Annotated in this window: 15 protein-coding genes; 12 read left to right on the forward strand and 3 right to left on the reverse strand. The window is 36.6% G+C overall.

What is annotated here, in order from left to right:
* Nucleotides 1-182 precede the first annotated feature (182 nt).
* From C1631_RS14325 to C1631_RS14335, 3 genes are all read left to right on the forward strand, one after another.
* Nucleotides 183-3,035, forward strand: coding sequence for a TonB-dependent receptor plug domain-containing protein (locus C1631_RS14325; protein WP_109713323.1), 2,853 nt, complete (start codon nt 183-185; stop codon nt 3,033-3,035).
* 222 nt (nt 3,036-3,257) lie between these two features.
* A complete protein-coding gene (locus C1631_RS14330) occupies nt 3,258-4,223 on the forward strand; it encodes an NAD-dependent epimerase/dehydratase family protein (RefSeq protein ID WP_109712907.1) in 966 nt (321 codons plus the stop codon).
* 84 nt (nt 4,224-4,307) lie between these two features.
* Nucleotides 4,308-5,060 (forward strand): polysaccharide deacetylase family protein, encoded by a 753-nt coding sequence (locus C1631_RS14335; RefSeq protein WP_109712909.1) that lies wholly within the window; start codon nt 4,308-4,310, stop codon nt 5,058-5,060.
* A 143-nt stretch (nt 5,061-5,203) separates the two neighbouring features.
* Here the strand turns inward: C1631_RS14335 and C1631_RS14340 are convergent, their stop codons facing one another.
* The gene (locus tag C1631_RS14340; protein ID WP_109712911.1) at nt 5,204-6,409 is read right to left on the reverse strand and encodes a metallophosphoesterase; all 1,206 of its coding nucleotides are present in this window, start codon (nt 6,407-6,409) and stop codon (nt 5,204-5,206) included.
* Nucleotides 6,410-6,475: 66 nt separating this feature from the next.
* Nucleotides 6,476-7,549, reverse strand: a complete 1,074-nt coding sequence (locus C1631_RS14345) for a 3-oxoacyl-ACP synthase III family protein (protein WP_103250133.1) — start codon at nt 7,547-7,549, stop codon at nt 6,476-6,478.
* Between the two features lie 101 nt (nt 7,550-7,650).
* On the opposite strand from C1631_RS14345, the gene C1631_RS14350 reads away from it, so the two are divergent.
* The 9 genes from C1631_RS14350 to C1631_RS14390 all read left to right on the forward strand — a co-directional run bounded on the left by C1631_RS14350 (nt 7,651) and on the right by C1631_RS14390 (nt 14,396).
* On the forward strand, nt 7,651-8,220 hold the full coding sequence (locus C1631_RS14350; RefSeq protein WP_109712913.1) for a hypothetical protein: 570 nt from the start codon (nt 7,651-7,653) through the stop codon (nt 8,218-8,220).
* A gap of 3 nt (nt 8,221-8,223) precedes the next feature.
* Complete coding sequence (gene ubiE / locus C1631_RS14355; RefSeq protein ID WP_109712915.1) at nt 8,224-8,955, forward strand: bifunctional demethylmenaquinone methyltransferase/2-methoxy-6-polyprenyl-1,4-benzoquinol methylase UbiE; 732 nt, start codon at nt 8,224-8,226, stop codon at nt 8,953-8,955.
* A gap of 3 nt (nt 8,956-8,958) precedes the next feature.
* Entirely contained in the window at nt 8,959-9,741 is a 783-nt protein-coding gene (gene porT, locus C1631_RS14360; RefSeq protein WP_109712917.1) for a type IX secretion/gliding motility protein PorT/SprT, read from the forward strand.
* A 137-nt stretch (nt 9,742-9,878) separates the two neighbouring features.
* Nucleotides 9,879-10,181: a hypothetical protein gene (locus tag C1631_RS14365; protein WP_103249319.1), complete on the forward strand. Its 303-nt coding sequence runs from the start codon at nt 9,879-9,881 to the stop codon at nt 10,179-10,181.
* Nucleotides 10,181-10,468, forward strand: a complete 288-nt coding sequence (locus C1631_RS14370; RefSeq protein WP_103249320.1) for a cell division protein ZapA — start codon at nt 10,181-10,183, stop codon at nt 10,466-10,468. Before C1631_RS14365 ends, C1631_RS14370 begins: the two co-directional genes overlap by 1 nt.
* A 232-nt stretch (nt 10,469-10,700) precedes the next feature.
* A complete protein-coding gene (gene rny, locus C1631_RS14375) occupies nt 10,701-12,266 on the forward strand; it encodes a ribonuclease Y (RefSeq protein WP_185144671.1) in 1,566 nt (521 codons plus the stop codon).
* Between the two features lie 73 nt (nt 12,267-12,339).
* Nucleotides 12,340-13,581: an MFS transporter gene (locus tag C1631_RS14380; RefSeq protein WP_109712921.1), complete on the forward strand. Its 1,242-nt coding sequence runs from the start codon at nt 12,340-12,342 to the stop codon at nt 13,579-13,581.
* 130 nt (nt 13,582-13,711) lie between these two features.
* Entirely contained in the window at nt 13,712-13,891 is a 180-nt protein-coding gene (locus C1631_RS14385; protein ID WP_103248920.1) for a hypothetical protein, read from the forward strand.
* A 322-nt stretch (nt 13,892-14,213) separates the two neighbouring features.
* A complete protein-coding gene (locus C1631_RS14390; protein WP_103248919.1) occupies nt 14,214-14,396 on the forward strand; it encodes a hypothetical protein in 183 nt (60 codons plus the stop codon).
* 78 nt (nt 14,397-14,474) lie between these two features.
* Here C1631_RS14390 and C1631_RS14395 read toward each other — a convergent pair whose 3' ends face one another.
* Complete coding sequence (locus C1631_RS14395; protein WP_103248918.1) at nt 14,475-15,410, reverse strand: YeiH family protein; 936 nt, start codon at nt 15,408-15,410, stop codon at nt 14,475-14,477.
* Nucleotides 15,411-15,513: the final 103 nt, after the last annotated feature.

Raw genomic sequence — 15,513 nt, forward strand, 5'->3', positions numbered from 1 at the left:
TGGTAAATAGAGAGGGCTGTAAATTTTTTTTTATTTCATATAAATTGTATTAAAATTTAAGTTAAATTGATTTTAATTTAGAATATATTGCTTTTTGTTGATTTGTTGTTAATTTAAATTCTAATTTAATTAATAATATTTATATTTTTATGGTATTATTTGATATGTTTAAAAAATACAAAATGAAAAAGAAATACCAAAAAATTACTTCTTTAGGGGTGTTATTCTTTGTTTCAGCTCATGTATATGCTCAAACAGGTGATACAATAAAAGTGAAAACAGTAGATGAAGTTAAGATTACTGTGGGTTCAAGAAATAAAAACAGAGTAGCAACTGATACACCCGTCCCTGTTGATGTCATCAATATCGGGTCTCAATCTGTTCTTAGCCCACAAATGGATCTTAATCAGATTTTAAATTACGCCGCTCCTTCTTTTACTTCCAATTCTACAACTGTTGCGGATGGAACGGATCATGTGGATCCGGCGCAGTTGAGAGGGTTAGGGCCGGATCAGGTACTTGTATTGCTGAACGGAAAAAGAAGACACACTTCATCGCTGGTCAATATCAATGGTTCGCCAGGGAGAGGTTCAGTGGGAACAGACCTTAATGCGATTCCTGCTTTTGCTATTGAAAGATTGGAAGTATTGCGAGATGGTGCCTCTGCCCAATACGGATCTGATGCCATAGCTGGAGTGATCAATGTTATCATGAAGAAAAACACCAATAATCTTACAGCAGCAATTACTGCTGGCGGGTTCAATTCAAAAGGGGCTAATGATCACCGTGGTGGTTGGGACGGAGGAAAATATCAGGTGGATTTAAATTACGGTGCAAAATTAGGAGCAACGGGGTTTCTGAATTTTACAGCGAGTTTTCTGAACAGAGGAGCTACAGGAAGAGCAGGAACAGCTAGTGGAGATATTTTTAATGCTTATAACGCGATTGAACAACGAGCTCTTGAAAACGGGGTCGATATCAATTCTTTGTTTGGGAATATTAATAATACCTCCAATACTCAGCAGATCATTAACTACATTCATCAATATGCTCCCTATGTAAATTATTTCAGTCCTGCGATGTTAGCAAGTATACAAAATGCCGGCACAATCTCTCAATTACAGTCGATTTTAAAAGCGGATGTTACAGGTAATGAATTAGCTTACAGAGGGCTTGAAAGAAATGATTTTAATATGAGAGTGGGGCAGTCGAAGTTGGGGTCGGGGCAGTTTTTTATGAATTCTGAATTTGATATTTCGCCCTCTGTTCGTGGATATGCTTTTGGAGGCATTTCTTACAGACAGGGAAATGCTGCAGGATTTTACAGAAGGCCCAATCAGAGCCGGACACCTACTTCGCTTTATCCGAGTGGTTTTCTTCCGGAAATTGCGTCTGATGTCATTGATCTTTCATTAGCAGCCGGTTTTAAAGGGAAAATAGGAAGAATAGGGTATGATATTAGTAACACCTTTGGACAAAATACTTTCGATTATACGATAAAAAATACAGCCAATACTTCGATGCTGGGTTCAAAGAAAAGTGAATTCAGGGCAGGAGGTCTGGGATTCCTTCAAAATACAATCAATGCAGATTTTGATACCAGGTTTGATTGGCTGAAAGGTTTCAATCTGGCTTTTGGTGGAGAAGTGCGGATAGAAAGGTATAAAATAGAAAATGGGGAAGAAGCTTCATGGGCGACATATGATGTCAATGGAAACATACAAGCGCTAGATACTCCTGCTTCTTTGAAGCCTACTGATTTTATGGGAGCAACAAGGCCTGGAGGGGCGCAGGTGTTTCCGGGATTCAGGCCGGAGAATGCATTGAAAAAAGGAAGAAGCTCTGTAGCAGCTTATCTTGATACAGAATTAGATGTGACCGACCAGTGGTTAGTCAGTGCAGCATTGAGATATGAGAATTATTCAGATTTTGGTTCTACATTTAATTATAAAGTAGCAACCCGATATAAACTGACGAATAATATTAATATCAGGGCTGCTCATTCTACCGGATTCAGGGCTCCTTCTTTGCAGCAGATTTACTTTAATGCAACAGCCACTCAATTTGTTGGTGGAACAGCTTATGAGGTTGGGACCTTTTCTAATGATTCTAATGTAGCGCAGATTTTAGGAATTCCACAACTGAAACAAGAGGAGTCGAAGAGTTTTTCAGTAGGTTTTACGGCGAAAATTCCACAGGCTAACCTGACATTTACGGTAGATGGATATTATATTAAAATAAAAAACAGAGTGGTATTGACAGATCAGTTTTCAAGACCGGTAGGAGCTTTTCCGGCCGGAAGTCCTGAATATAATCTTCAGCAAGGCTTTGACCGGGCAAATGCTAATGCTGCTACGTTTTTTGCGAATGCTATTGATACTCAGACGAAAGGAATCGAAGGAGTGGTTTCTCACAGGTTTAAAGCTTCTGAAAAAGTATCTCTGAACTCTGATTTAGCAGTAACGGTATCTAAAACTAATAGAGTAGGAGATATTCATGGGTCGGATATTTTGATAAATGCCGGGCAGGTTAACCGTTATTATTCCGAGACCAGCCGTGTGTATCTTGAGGAAGCAGTGCCGCGATTTAAAGCTTCACTTAACAATTCTTTGGAGTTTAATAATTTCAGTATCCTGTTAAGGAATGTGTATTTTGGAAAGGTTACCGATCCCAATACAGCGGATGTAAATGGAGATGGAATCGTGAGTGGAAATATCATCAATGGACAAGCCGTCGCTACCGAGCATCCGGTTTGGGGTGCGAAGGTGATTACCGATCTTTCTGTTGGATATAAATTTACAAAAGAACTTCGGGTAACTATTGGAGCGAATAATTTATTTGATATTTATCCAGATAAGAATTTTGGGGCACAAAATGTAAAAACACCATCTTTAGATACTTCGGGAAATTTGGTTTATGTAAATTCTTCACAGGTAGATCTTTCTTATCAGGATCAGTTTATATATTCCAGGAATGTTTCTCAGTTTGGAATGAACGGAAGGTTTCTGTTTGTAAGATTGAACCTGAGTTTTTAGGTAGGTGAAGTGATGATATTGAATAATAGCAATTTATAATTAATTTTATAGATATTAGGGATATTGTCATTGGATTTAAATTGTAATGTAATAACTCTCATTTTAACTCAATTTTTAAAATAATTTCCTACAGGAAATCATTGGTGTATTTTTAAATACACCTTTTTTATTATGGTTAACATGTTTTTTTTACTTTTGTACAATTCTAAAAAAATCTGAAAAATGGAATCCTATACGGAAAGAATACTGATTACAGGCGCCTTGGGGCAAATCGGCACCGAACTTACAAATAGACTTGTTGAAATTCACGGAGCAGAAAATGTTGTGGCTTCAGGGCTGGACAGATGGCAGGAGGGTATTACCTCTGCCGGGCATTATGAAAGAATGGATGTTACCAATACCCAACTGGTAAGACAGGTGATTAAAGACTATGATATTACTACCGTGTATCACTTAGCCTCGCTTTTATCCGGAACATCTGAAAAGCAGCCAATTTTTGCATGGAAATTAAATCTCGAGCCTCTCCTTCATTTTTGTGAAATGGCAAAAGAAGGGCTTCTTAAAAAGATCTTCTGGCCAAGTTCTATCGCTGTATTTGGAAAAGGAATTCCAAAACATGAGGTTGGGCAGGATGTAGTTCTGAATCCTACCACCGTATATGGGATCTCAAAAATGGCAGGTGAAAAATGGTGCGAGTATTATTTCGATAAGCATGGAGTGGATGTAAGAAGTATCAGATATCCCGGATTAATCTCATGGAAGACTCCGGCAGGTGGTGGTACAACCGACTATGCTGTTGAGATTTTTTACAAAGCAATAGAGGAGGGAAAATATACAAGTTTCATTTCTGAAAACACGGGAATGCCGATGTTGTACATGGACGATGCTATCAATGCAACCTTGAAATTAATGGATGCTCCTAAAGAAAGTGTAACCGTTCGTTCGTCTTATAATTTAGGTGGAATGTCATTTACTCCGGCAGAACTTGCAGAAGAAATCAAGAAAGAAATTCCTGATTTTACTATTGATTATAACCCGGATTTCAGACAGGCAATTGCAGATTCGTGGCCGGCTTCCATTGACGATTCTGTAGCGAAAAAAGACTGGGGACTGTCTTATGATTTCGGAATTTCTGAAATGACAAAAGACATGATCAAAAATCTAAAGGTGAAATTAGCTAAGAATTAATAATGTAAAGTAAAACTTTAATTAAGTTTTATTTTAACTTCTGATTTTTAATATATTATAACTTTTATCTAAAATTAAATTTAAATGATTTTATTGACTTTCAACATAATAAATATAGACGCTGAAGTAAAACACAGCTCTAAAATTACGGATGAAGAAAGATTAAAAATCACAGAAGAGAATACAAAAGCGATTCTTAGAATTTTAGATGTTCATGATATAAAGGCAAGTTTTTTTGTTGAGGTTTCCCTTACCGAAAAACTGCAAAATCTTATAAAAGCAATTTCATCCAAAGGGCATGAAATTGCTTTTTATAATAAAGGTTCAAATCTTCAGGAAATCGAAAATGCCAAGAAGAATATTCAGGATTTTCTTGGGAAACAAATCAGGGGGATTCGTCAGAAAGATGTTAAAATTCCTCAGGAAAGCTTGAAGCTTCTGGAGTTTAATTATGTTTCCAATATTGATAATGCCAATATTCTTTTTCCCTTCAAACGATTGAAAAGAGATACTGAAATAACGGAGGAAGACGGTTTAAGTATTGTGCCGGAAAGTATTTCTCCTTACAGCCAATTGCCATACAATGATTTTACATTTCAGATTTTGCCCATGAAGTATTATCAGAATATGATGCTGGAAACATTGCAGAATGAAGAGTTCGTTCTGATTTATCTTAATACATGGCAGTTTACAGACTTTAAAAGATATCGTTTTGATATTCCTTTTTACAGAACCCTATTTTCAGGCAAAAAAATGGAGGACAAATTAGATGCCCTCCTTACTTTTATCAATGACAGGGAAATGGCTACTTCCCGCATGAAAGATTATATTTTTTAGGTGATAGGTGTTAGATATTAGATTGCAGGGATTAGGCAGAGAATTCAAGGTTTAATATTTAATGTTGTGTGTAACACGTAACTCGAAACCCAACAACTCGCAACTAGTAACTCGCACCCCGAACCTCGCACCCCGTATCCCGCTTAACTCAATTCAAAAAGCGTAATCTCCGGCAATACTCCAACTCTTCCCGGATATCCCAGAACTCCAAAGCCTCTGTTGACATAGAGCATTTTTCCCTCACTCTCATACAAATCAGCCCACTTTGGGTAGCGATACTGAACTGGCGACCATTTTATATTTTTAAGATCTAATCCGAACTGCATTCCGTGGGTATGCCCTGAAAGTGTCAAGTGGATGTTTCCCGGGTGTTTTTTTACCACATAATCAAAGTGAGTAGGGTCGTGGCTCATCAGGATCTTAGGTGCTGATTCAGGAACCCCTTTCAAAGCATCATCAATTTTACCAAACTGAGGGAAAGGTTTTAATCCCCAGTTTTCAACACCAAGAATATAGAGCTTTTCACCATTTTTCTCAATGACTCTGTGTTCGTTCATCAACATATCAAAACCAGCTTGTTTTTCATAATCGATAAGAGTATCAAGGTTTTGTTTTTTAGCATCAGGAGAAGCCCATGTTACATAGTCTCCGTAGTCATGGTTTCCTAAGACCGCAAACTTGCCATCCTTAGCTTTTATCTTTGAAAATAAAGGAATAAAAGGTTTGAATTCATCAGCAACGTTATTCACCATATCTCCGGTAAATAAAACCAGATCAGGCTGCTGCTCGTTGATCAGATCAATAGCATGCTGCAGCTTGCCCGGATCGGAAAAGCTTCCGCTATGCACATCAGAGATCTGTATGATTTTGTAGCCCTGGAAGCTCTTTGGAAGATTAGCCAGTTTTACTTTTATCCTTCTTACTTTGTGACGGTATTTTCCGAATGTTATTCCGTCAATAAATAAAACGGAAAGCACACCACCCATTCCCATTCCCATAAGACTCAGGAATTTTCTTCTCTCCGGAAAGAAATGGTCTGCGGAGTTCGTAAATCCAACGGCATAGCTTCCGATTCTGAAAATGTCGTCGATTAATAGAAAGAAGACCACAAAAACTTTAGGCAGTATAAATACCAGAAACAAAGAAATCATGATCTGGGCTCTCACCATACTGCGGTCTGATCTCTGATAATGGGTTACTTCATAGGCAAAAATTCCATAAATGATTAAAGATACCACACAATAGCCGATTCTCAGCCAAAAATTATCGGTCAGCGTTCTTACGGCCTGATAAATGTAAATCTCCAAAAACAGAAAGATTCCGGCAATGATTAAAAGATTCTTTTGCATAATCTGATGTAAAAAAAGCACAAAGAAGATTTCCCTTGTGCTTTTATATTTTTAATGGTTTAAATATTACTTTTTAGGAAATCTGTAAACGATAGCATTAATGTTCATTCCGGCACCTACCGAAGTCATCACAATGTTACCATTATCTTTAAACGATTGACCCTCCATTTTTCCTTTAATTATTAAATCATACATTGTAGGAATGGTTGCTACAGAGGTGTTTCCAAGATCCTGGATCGTCATAGGAGAGATAGCATGATCATATTCTTTCACATCATAAAGCCTGTGAAGTCTTTCAATCATCGCATAATCCATTTTAGCATTAGCCTGGTGAATTAAAATTTTGTCGATATCTTCAATAGAAAGCCCTGCGTCTGTAATGGTATCTTTAATGGCTACAGGAACATTTTTAAGCGCATACTCATAAATTTTTCTTCCGAGCATTCTTACATAAAGACGTTTTTGGTCAACTTCCTGATTGATAGAGGGAGCGTTTTCCAGATAGTTTAATTCCGGGCCATTATCACAGATCGTATTGTGTGCAATAACTCCTACGTTTTCTTCATCAGTTGCTTTCACCACTACAGCTCCTGCTCCGTCAGCAAAGATCATTCTGTTTCTGTCATGTGGATCTGTTACACGGCTTAAGGTCTCAGCTCCTATGATAAGAATGGTTTTAGCTACCTTAGCTTTAATCAGATTATCTGCTAAAATCATACCTTCCACCCATCCCGGACATCCGAAAATCATGTCATACGTTACACATTTTCTATTCTTGATGCCAAGCTTGTTCTTTACTCTGGCAGCCATTGTAGGCATGAAATCTGCATATCCATTCTCTGTAACTTCCCCGAAATTACTTGCGTAAATGATATAATCCAGCTCTTCGCCGTCTACTTTTGCGTCTTCAAGGGCAATTTTAGCGGCTTCATATCCGATTTGTGAATTGGAAAGATCATCCTCAATAAATCTCCTGTTCTCGATTTCTGTAATTTCTACAAACTTCGCAATGGTCTCTTCCACAGGCTTTTCAATCTTTACTCCGTCTTCTGTGTAAAACTCAGAATTCATGAAATAATCTCTACCAATAACTCTGTTCGGAATGTAAGATCCAGAGCCAATAATGATCGTATTCGGCATTCGTTTATATGATTTTTTTAAAGATGCAAAGTTAATAATTAATATTAATAACGGAGAATTAAAAATATTATTAAATTTGCAAAAATTGTACTTTACAATCTATGAAAAACAACTCATCCTTAAAAGGCTTACTTATTGCAGCTGTGGCGTTTATCGTTGCCTTTGGGATCTACTTCCTTTTTTTAGCCAAGAAGAATTATTATGTTGTAGATAATCCTACCCCGAATACGTATTATTTTAAAATCAATAATGGTTCCGAGGGAATCATTTCAGCGGGGCAGTATGTGCATGTGGATCTGAAGAAGGGGAAAAACTCTATTCAGGTTTTTGACCAAAATAAAAAAATGCTTTACGATTCAGCATTTGAAGTGAATAAACTTCGCGGTTTGCTCAACATTGCCCATCAGGATTACTATGTGAATGAACAGTACTACGGCTATAATCTTAAAAAAGACTCATTGTTGATGTCTTTAGATAAGACCGTTATTGATGGAAAAGATTATGTCGGAGGAGCAAAGCGTTTCAATAAGCTTTACACAGAAGATTTTTATTACAATGTGGATGAAGACTATGATAAAGTGATCAAGAATATCCAGAAAGTGGAATCGAGATCTAAAGTTTTCAGAAAGCAGGATTACCTAAATTATTACAAAGAATATTACAAGTTTTAAGTTTTGACAAAAGATATCACCAAAGTTACTCCCTACAATTCAGAGGCTACAAAAAAAAGCCAGGTAGAGGATATGTTCGACAATATTGCACCGAAGTATGACCTTTTGAACCATGTTTTATCCATGAAAATTGATGTTTTATGGAGAAATAAACTGGTGAGATGGATGAAAAATGATGACCCGCAGGAAGTGCTGGATGTGGCTACTGGAACGGGAGATCTGGCTATTACCATCGAAAAAGGAACCGGTTCAAAAGTAGTTGGTTTAGATTTATCACAACAAATGCTCAATGTTGGCGTTATTAAAATAAAAAAACTTAAATTAGACGGCAAAATTTCCATGCAAAAAGGAGATGCAGAAAATTTACCTTTCGAGGACAATAGATTTGATGCTGTTTCCGTTGCATTTGGAGTAAGGAATTTTGAAAACCTTACGAAAGGTTTGGCAGAGTTAAGAAGAGTAGTGAAAGATAACAAGAGTGTTTATATACTGGAGTTTTCAAAGGTTGAGGGGTTTATGGGACCATTTTATATGTTTTATTTCAAAAATATATTACCTGCCATAGGCAGGCTGGTTTCTAAAGATAATAGGGCATATACATACCTTCCGGATTCTGTAAATGCTTTTCCTTTTGGGGAGAAGATGAAGCAAATTCTTTTAGATACGGGATTTAAGAAAGTTGAATATAAAAAACTAAGTTTAGGGATAGCCACAATTTATAAAGCAACAAAGTAACCTATGAATAAATTTCTATTAAAAGCACTGGTTTTGACCTCAGTAAATGTTGCCGTTTTTGCAAACGCGCAATTTAGAACCCGAAACAGAATGGATAAGTTGGAAGATTTCGACGAACAGAAATTCAGTTGGGGGTTTTATTTGAACGGGAACAGACTAGACTACCGCATTGTACTGCATCCGAGGTATGGTATGAATGAAAACCAAAATCTTGTTACCTCTAAAGAAAGTTACAGTTTCGGTGCGGGACTTATCGCAAAATGGAGACTGAATGACTATCTGGATGTAAGATTAGAACCCGGTTTACAGTTTGCTCAAAGACAGTTGACTTTTAATACGCAATCAAATGACATCTATGCAGGTGGATCTTTAACTAATCCTCCCTTCATGCCGATCCCTTTACAGGAAAAAGATAAAGTAAGAGAAATTAAATCTACATTGGTAGATATTCCTGTAATGCTGGAACTTCATGGGCAAAGATGGTACAATTCAAGGCCTTATGTCGCAGCAGGGGTAAACTATATTGTGAATTTGCAGTCTAATGCATCTTCCAGCGATGATAATATGCAAAGTATTTTCAGATCTACAACACACAATTTTGCGTGGTCTGCGGAAATGGGCATTCAATTTTACTTTAATAAATTCAAACTGACTCCGGGAATCAGAGGAACATTCTTCATGAACAATGAGAAAGTGGCGGATAATGCTACTACACCTCCATATTGGGCTTCTGCAATCTCTACATTACAGACAAGAGCGATTATGTTTGTTCTGAAATTTGAATAAAAAATATCCTATTGAAAATATACAGGAGATGCTTTTGCATCTCCTTTTTTGTGGAGAGACCAAAATATAGTGGGTTTTATTTTTGTTAGTGTTATTATTTTTTTATTTTTGCTTCAAGTTAGAATATACAACCTGAAATGCTTCAAGATTTAGAAAACAATTTTTCAGAATTAGAGAGAAAGATTTTGGCTCTTCAAAAGAATTATAAAAATCTTACTGAAAGATTAACAGAATTAAGTGCTGAGCATGAAGACTTGAAGAAGAAGTATGATGAGGAGAGACGAAGAAATCAGGTATTAGCAGAAGAACAAAAAAATATAAAGCTTTATTCAGCAATATCAGGGAATCCTGAACACAATAGGTTAATGAAAAATCATATCAACAGATTGGTGAAGGAAATTGATTTCTGTATTGCTCAGCTTCAAAACAGTGGACTATAATGGAGGTAAGGAGAATAACCATAAACATTGCAGGAAGGGTATATCCGCTGAACGTACCGGCAGCAGAGGAAGAAACTTTGCGTAAAGTCGGGAAGCAGATCGAAAATATGATTAAAGATTTTGAACAAAACTTCGATGTTAGAGATAAACAGGATGCGTTAGCCATGTGTGCCCTGAAGTTGGGAACCAACGCTGAAGTGGTCTCTCTTAACTACGAAAAAAATATTAATTCTACCAACGAAAGATTAACACAAATTAATCAAACGTTGAATGAAATCGGGAAATAGATTTTTTTTCCCGGAAAAAGACTGCCTACAATAATTCTAACACATTAAAGGTAAACTCAACGCTAAACAATTGCCGAACGAATGTCCATTAAATGGCGTGCCGGATTTCCGGATTACAGATAATGGAAATCAGTTCAAATCGTGTTGATTAGGAGTTTACTCTCAATCTCTGAATTGTTGTGGGCTTTTTTATTTTAAAGGATATGAATACAATTAAAACTCAATATACATTATGATAGAAGTTATAGTCGGTGTTATTTGTTTAGTAATCGGAGCCGCAGTGGGAATGATTTTCTCCAAAAGCTCTTTGAATACTAAGGCAAAATTTATTATAGATGATGCAAAGAAAAACGCCGAAAACCTTATAGAAAAAGCTAACGTACAAGCTGAATCCATAAAGAAAGAAAAGAACCTTCAGGCAAAAGAAAAGTTTCTTGAACTAAAATCTCAGCACGATTCTGATATCCAGTCCCGCGAAAAGAAAATGCAGGAGGTAGAAAAAAGAACGAAGGATAAAGAACATAAGCTTAATGATGAGCTTAGTAAAGTAGGAAAGCTTGAAAAGGATTTAGATAAGCAGATTGCAGATTATTCTAAGAAGAATGAAATTCTGGAAAGAAAACAACAGGAATTAGATACAGCAACCGCTAAGAAAGTAGAAATACTTGAAAAAATTTCTAATTATACTGCAGATGAAGCTAAGGCAGAATTGGTAGAAACCATGAGAGCTGAAGCAAAAACAAGAGCTCAGGCACATGTTCAGAGTATCATGGAAGAAGCTCAGATGAATGCGAAAAATGAAGCCAGAAAAATCGTTATCCAAACGATCCAGAGAATCGGAACCGAGCAGGCTATCGAAAATTCAGTGTCTGTTTTCAACATCGAATCTGATGAGGTAAAAGGTAGAATTATTGGTAGAGAAGGTAGAAATATCCGTGCTTTAGAAGCGGTAACAGGAGTAGAGATTATCGTTGATGATACTCCGGAAGCTATTCTTCTTTCATGTTTCGATCCTGTAAGAAGAGAGATCGCAAGATTATCTTTACACAGATTGGTTACAGATGGTAGAATTCACCCGGCGAGAATTGAAGAAGTTGTTGAAAAAACAAGAAAACAAATCGAAGAGGAGATCATTGAAGTGGGGAAAAGAACCATTATTGATTTAGGAATCCACGGATTACACCCTGAATTGATTAAGATCGTAGGTAGAATGAAATACCGTTCTTCTTACGGACAAAACTTGTTACAGCACTCAAGAGAAGTCGCTAATATTGCTGCAACTATGGCTGCTGAATTGGGATTAAACGTAAAATTAGCCAAGAGAGCAGGTCTGTTACACGATATCGGTAAAGTTCCTGAACAGGAATCTGAATTACCTCACGCTTTATTAGGAATGCAATGGGCTGAGAAATATGGTGAAAATCCTGAAGTAGTAAATGCTATCGGAGCTCACCACGACGAAATTGAAATGAAGTCATTATTATCTCCGATCATTCAGGTTGCCGATGCCATCTCAGGAGCAAGACCGGGAGCAAGAAGACAAGTACTGGAATCTTACATCCAAAGACTGAAAGACCTTGAATCTGCTGCATTAAGCTTCGATGGAGTATCCAGTGCTTACGCAATCCAGGCGGGTAGAGAATTAAGAGTAATGGTAGAGAGCGGGAAAGTAAATGACGAAGTAGCGTCTCAGCTTTCTTATGACATCTCTGAAAAGATCCAGAATGAACTGACTTATCCGGGACAAGTGAAAGTAACAGTAATCAGAGAAACGAGAGCTGTGAATATTGCAAGATAATAATCAGACAAAGATATTTTATAAAAACCTTTCAAGAAATTGAAAGGTTTTTTATTTTTATCAAAACTTAAAAATGCAAGAACTGTCCATGTCTTCAAAACTGAAGTACATTTTCTCTATTCCCGTTATTATTTCTGCCTTAGGCTACTTTGTCGATATCTATGACCTTTTATTGTTTGGGATTGTAAGAATTCCAAGCTTAAAGGCCTTAGGTCTTAATCCGGATGCTGATGGAACCTTTATTCTGAATTGTCAGATGATTGGGCTCCTTATTGGAGGCGTTTTCTGGGGGATTTTTGGAGACAAGAAAGGCAGGCTATCCGTATTGTTCGGGTCGATTTTAGTGTATTCTTTAGCCAATATTGCGTGTGGATTCCTTCCTTATTTTCCCAAAGAGCATTTAGTATATCAATATGCCGCCCTAAGATTCATTGCCGGTATTGGACTAGCTGGTGAGCTCGGAGCGGGAATTACATTGGTTTCTGAAAGTCTGCCAAAGAGTTTAAGAGCCATTGGGACATCTGTAGTAGCTGGTTTTGGATTAATGGGGGCAGTAGTAGCACAACTTACTGTAGAATTGGCAGGAGGATGGAATATATCGTACATCATTGGAGGAGTAATGGGAATCTTACTCCTGTTGCTAAGAATAAGCGTCTCGGAATCCGGAATCTATAAAAACATTGTGCATAAAAATGTTTCTAAAGGGAATTTTCTATCCTTTTTCACGAATAAAGACAGGTTGATCAGATACTTAAAATGCATTGCGGTAGGATTGCCTACCTGGTATTGTATCGGTATTCTTGCTGTTTTGGCGAATCAGTTTGCCTCCGAGTTTGGAATAAAAGACCTTAATCCCGGAAAAGCTATAATGTGGGCTTATATAGGGATTTCTGTGGGTGATTTGATGAGTGGTTTTATTTCTCATGCTTTGAAATCCCGTAAAATGGCCATATTTTATATGTTAATATTCACTTTGGTGGGGGTAGCCATAATGCTCTTTGGCAATACAGACACAGAAACTAAATATTACTTATTTTGTGTATGGTTGGGTTTTGGAACCGGATATTGGGCCATGTTTGTTACCCTTGCAGCAGAACAGTTCGGAACTAATATCAGGAATACGGCGACAACGACCGTTCCAAATATGGTAAGAGGTCTGGTACCTGTTATGATTCTGGCTTTTGACTCTCTTAAAGGTAGTTTTTCTGTAGTGGAGAGTGCTGCCATTGTTGGAATAGTTGTATTTGGGTTGGCCTTTTATTCTGCCCTTACCATCTCAGAAACACATGATAGAGATCTTGAGTTTACCGAATAATTGTTTCTTTTTCATTTCTTTAAAAGTCAGAATTTTAGTTAATTAACTTTTTTTGTTATTTTAAAAAGGTATTATTTTGTTACTTTTGAAAAGAGACGAACTAAATTATTTTAACTAAAATCAAATCATTATGTCACAAAAAATTTTAAAAAATGCTAAGAAGCTCGAACGGGAGAACCTCAAAGATATTATCGGAGGGATAAGCGGTAACCCGGATTTATCTCTTTGTGGATGCAGTTGTACAGGTGCAGTAACAGGCCCGTCATACTGTGTGAAATATAAAAGATGCCTGCAGGTGATGACCTGCTAACGGAAAGTATAACTATTTAATAATACCTTTTGAGAAATCAAAAGGTATTATTTTTATTACTCATTAAGATGATGCCCGGGAAATAACGATGGCATTTTCAGTCACAGATAAGGTTTTCTGAAATCTGTAATAAAGCCATGAAATTCATTGAATAAATTACTTGTTTAATAAATAAATGAGGTTTCTCCGGATTTTGAACATATTAATAAGGTTTAAATCAATGTATTATTAAATTTTGTTGTAAAATATGTTGCGAATATTTAATATTTGTTTAACTTTGGGAAGTAACTAAAACTATATTGTTTAATTAAAACTAAATCACATGAATCGTATTAAAAATGCTAAAAAATTAAGAAAAGCAGATCTTAAGAACATCTCCGGAGGAGTGAGTGGAAATCCTGATTTATCACTTTGCGGATGCAGCTGTTCAGGCTCTGTAACAGGTCCATGGTATTGTGTGCAATATATTGGATGTCCTCAGGTTTATACTTGCGGAGAGATCTAAGAAACTATTTTACATGAAATAAACATTTCCACATTTAATAAGCGGGACCCTTTTGATTTCAAAAGGGTCCCGCTGCTTTTAGTGAATGATGTACACCAGGCTGCCAACACTTATAGTTACCCAAAGCAATACTGCCATAAGCAAAGGCTTTAATCCTATTGTTTTCAATGTTTGAATCGAAAGAGTAGAGCCGATGAAAAATAAGGTAAGATTTAAACCCGATTTTGCGATAGCAGTGATTGAAGTACTGAAACCGTCAAGAATGGGAAAATAGGTATTTAATACTATAGCCAGAATAAAATATCCTATAAACCATGGGATTTTTATTTTTGATTCTTTGTTTTTAAAGATAAACATCGTGATCAGTGAGACCGGAATAATCCATAAGGCGCGGGCCAATTTCACTGTGGTAGCAGTTTTTAATGCTTCATTTCCATATTTACTGGCTGCCCCTACTACAGAACTTGTATCATGAATTCCTACGGCACACCATAATCCAAATTGTTCCTGCGAAAGATTCAGAAGATGACCAATGGCAGGATAAACAAACAATGCAATAGAATTTAAGGTAAAAACAATGGCTAATGCCAGAGAAATCTGTTTTGTATTGGGTTTAATAATCGGAGCTACAGCAGCAATAGCGCTTCCCCCACAAATGGCAGTTCCTGCAGATAGAAGATACGATAAAGGTCTTTCCAGCTTAAATAATTTCCCTAAAAGAAATCCTAAAACCATTACCGTTACAATACTCACAACAGTTAATGTTAATCCGGTTTTTCCGGCATGTAAAGCTTCATCGAGCTTTAATCCGAAGCCTAATCCTACAATAGAAATTTGTAACAGCAGGTGAATGTATTGATGAAGATTTTTTTCAAAGGGATTTCCTATAAGAACGGCAAGTCCAAAACCTAAAACCAATGCTATCGGGGAAGATATAAGCGGAGTTAGACATAAAACAGCCAGTATCATAAAAACGACTTTTCGTACAGCTTCATTTCGAATGAGATCTTTCATATTGCGAACTTTAAATTATAAGTCAAAATTCGGCAATATAATATTACGAAATAAATTGTATTTTGTTATATTGAATAACTTTTAGTTATAATGGTGAGGGCTG

Source organism: Chryseobacterium phosphatilyticum, from assembly GCF_002899825.2.
GTDB lineage: Bacteria > Bacteroidota > Bacteroidia > Flavobacteriales > Weeksellaceae > Chryseobacterium > Chryseobacterium phosphatilyticum.

Coding starts and splice junctions, on each gene's coding strand:
- C1631_RS14390 (WP_103248919.1), top strand. CDS start 14,214: ATGAATCGTATTAAAAATGCTAAAAAATTAAGAAAAGCAGATCTTAAG.
- rny (WP_185144671.1), top strand. CDS start 10,701: ATGATAGAAGTTATAGTCGGTGTTATTTGTTTAGTAATCGGAGCCGCA.
- C1631_RS14370 (WP_103249320.1), top strand. CDS start 10,181: ATGGAGGTAAGGAGAATAACCATAAACATTGCAGGAAGGGTATATCCG.
- C1631_RS14365 (WP_103249319.1), top strand. CDS start 9,879: ATGCTTCAAGATTTAGAAAACAATTTTTCAGAATTAGAGAGAAAGATT.
- C1631_RS14395 (WP_103248918.1), bottom strand. CDS start 15,410: ATGAAAGATCTCATTCGAAATGAAGCTGTACGAAAAGTCGTTTTTATG.
- C1631_RS14380 (WP_109712921.1), top strand. CDS start 12,340: ATGCAAGAACTGTCCATGTCTTCAAAACTGAAGTACATTTTCTCTATT.
- porT (WP_109712917.1), top strand. CDS start 8,959: ATGAATAAATTTCTATTAAAAGCACTGGTTTTGACCTCAGTAAATGTT.
- C1631_RS14325 (WP_109713323.1), top strand. CDS start 183: ATGAAAAAGAAATACCAAAAAATTACTTCTTTAGGGGTGTTATTCTTT.
- C1631_RS14345 (WP_103250133.1), bottom strand. CDS start 7,549: ATGCCGAATACGATCATTATTGGCTCTGGATCTTACATTCCGAACAGA.
- C1631_RS14350 (WP_109712913.1), top strand. CDS start 7,651: ATGAAAAACAACTCATCCTTAAAAGGCTTACTTATTGCAGCTGTGGCG.
- C1631_RS14385 (WP_103248920.1), top strand. CDS start 13,712: ATGTCACAAAAAATTTTAAAAAATGCTAAGAAGCTCGAACGGGAGAAC.
- C1631_RS14340 (WP_109712911.1), bottom strand. CDS start 6,409: ATGCAAAAGAATCTTTTAATCATTGCCGGAATCTTTCTGTTTTTGGAG.
- C1631_RS14335 (WP_109712909.1), top strand. CDS start 4,308: ATGATTTTATTGACTTTCAACATAATAAATATAGACGCTGAAGTAAAA.
- C1631_RS14330 (WP_109712907.1), top strand. CDS start 3,258: ATGGAATCCTATACGGAAAGAATACTGATTACAGGCGCCTTGGGGCAA.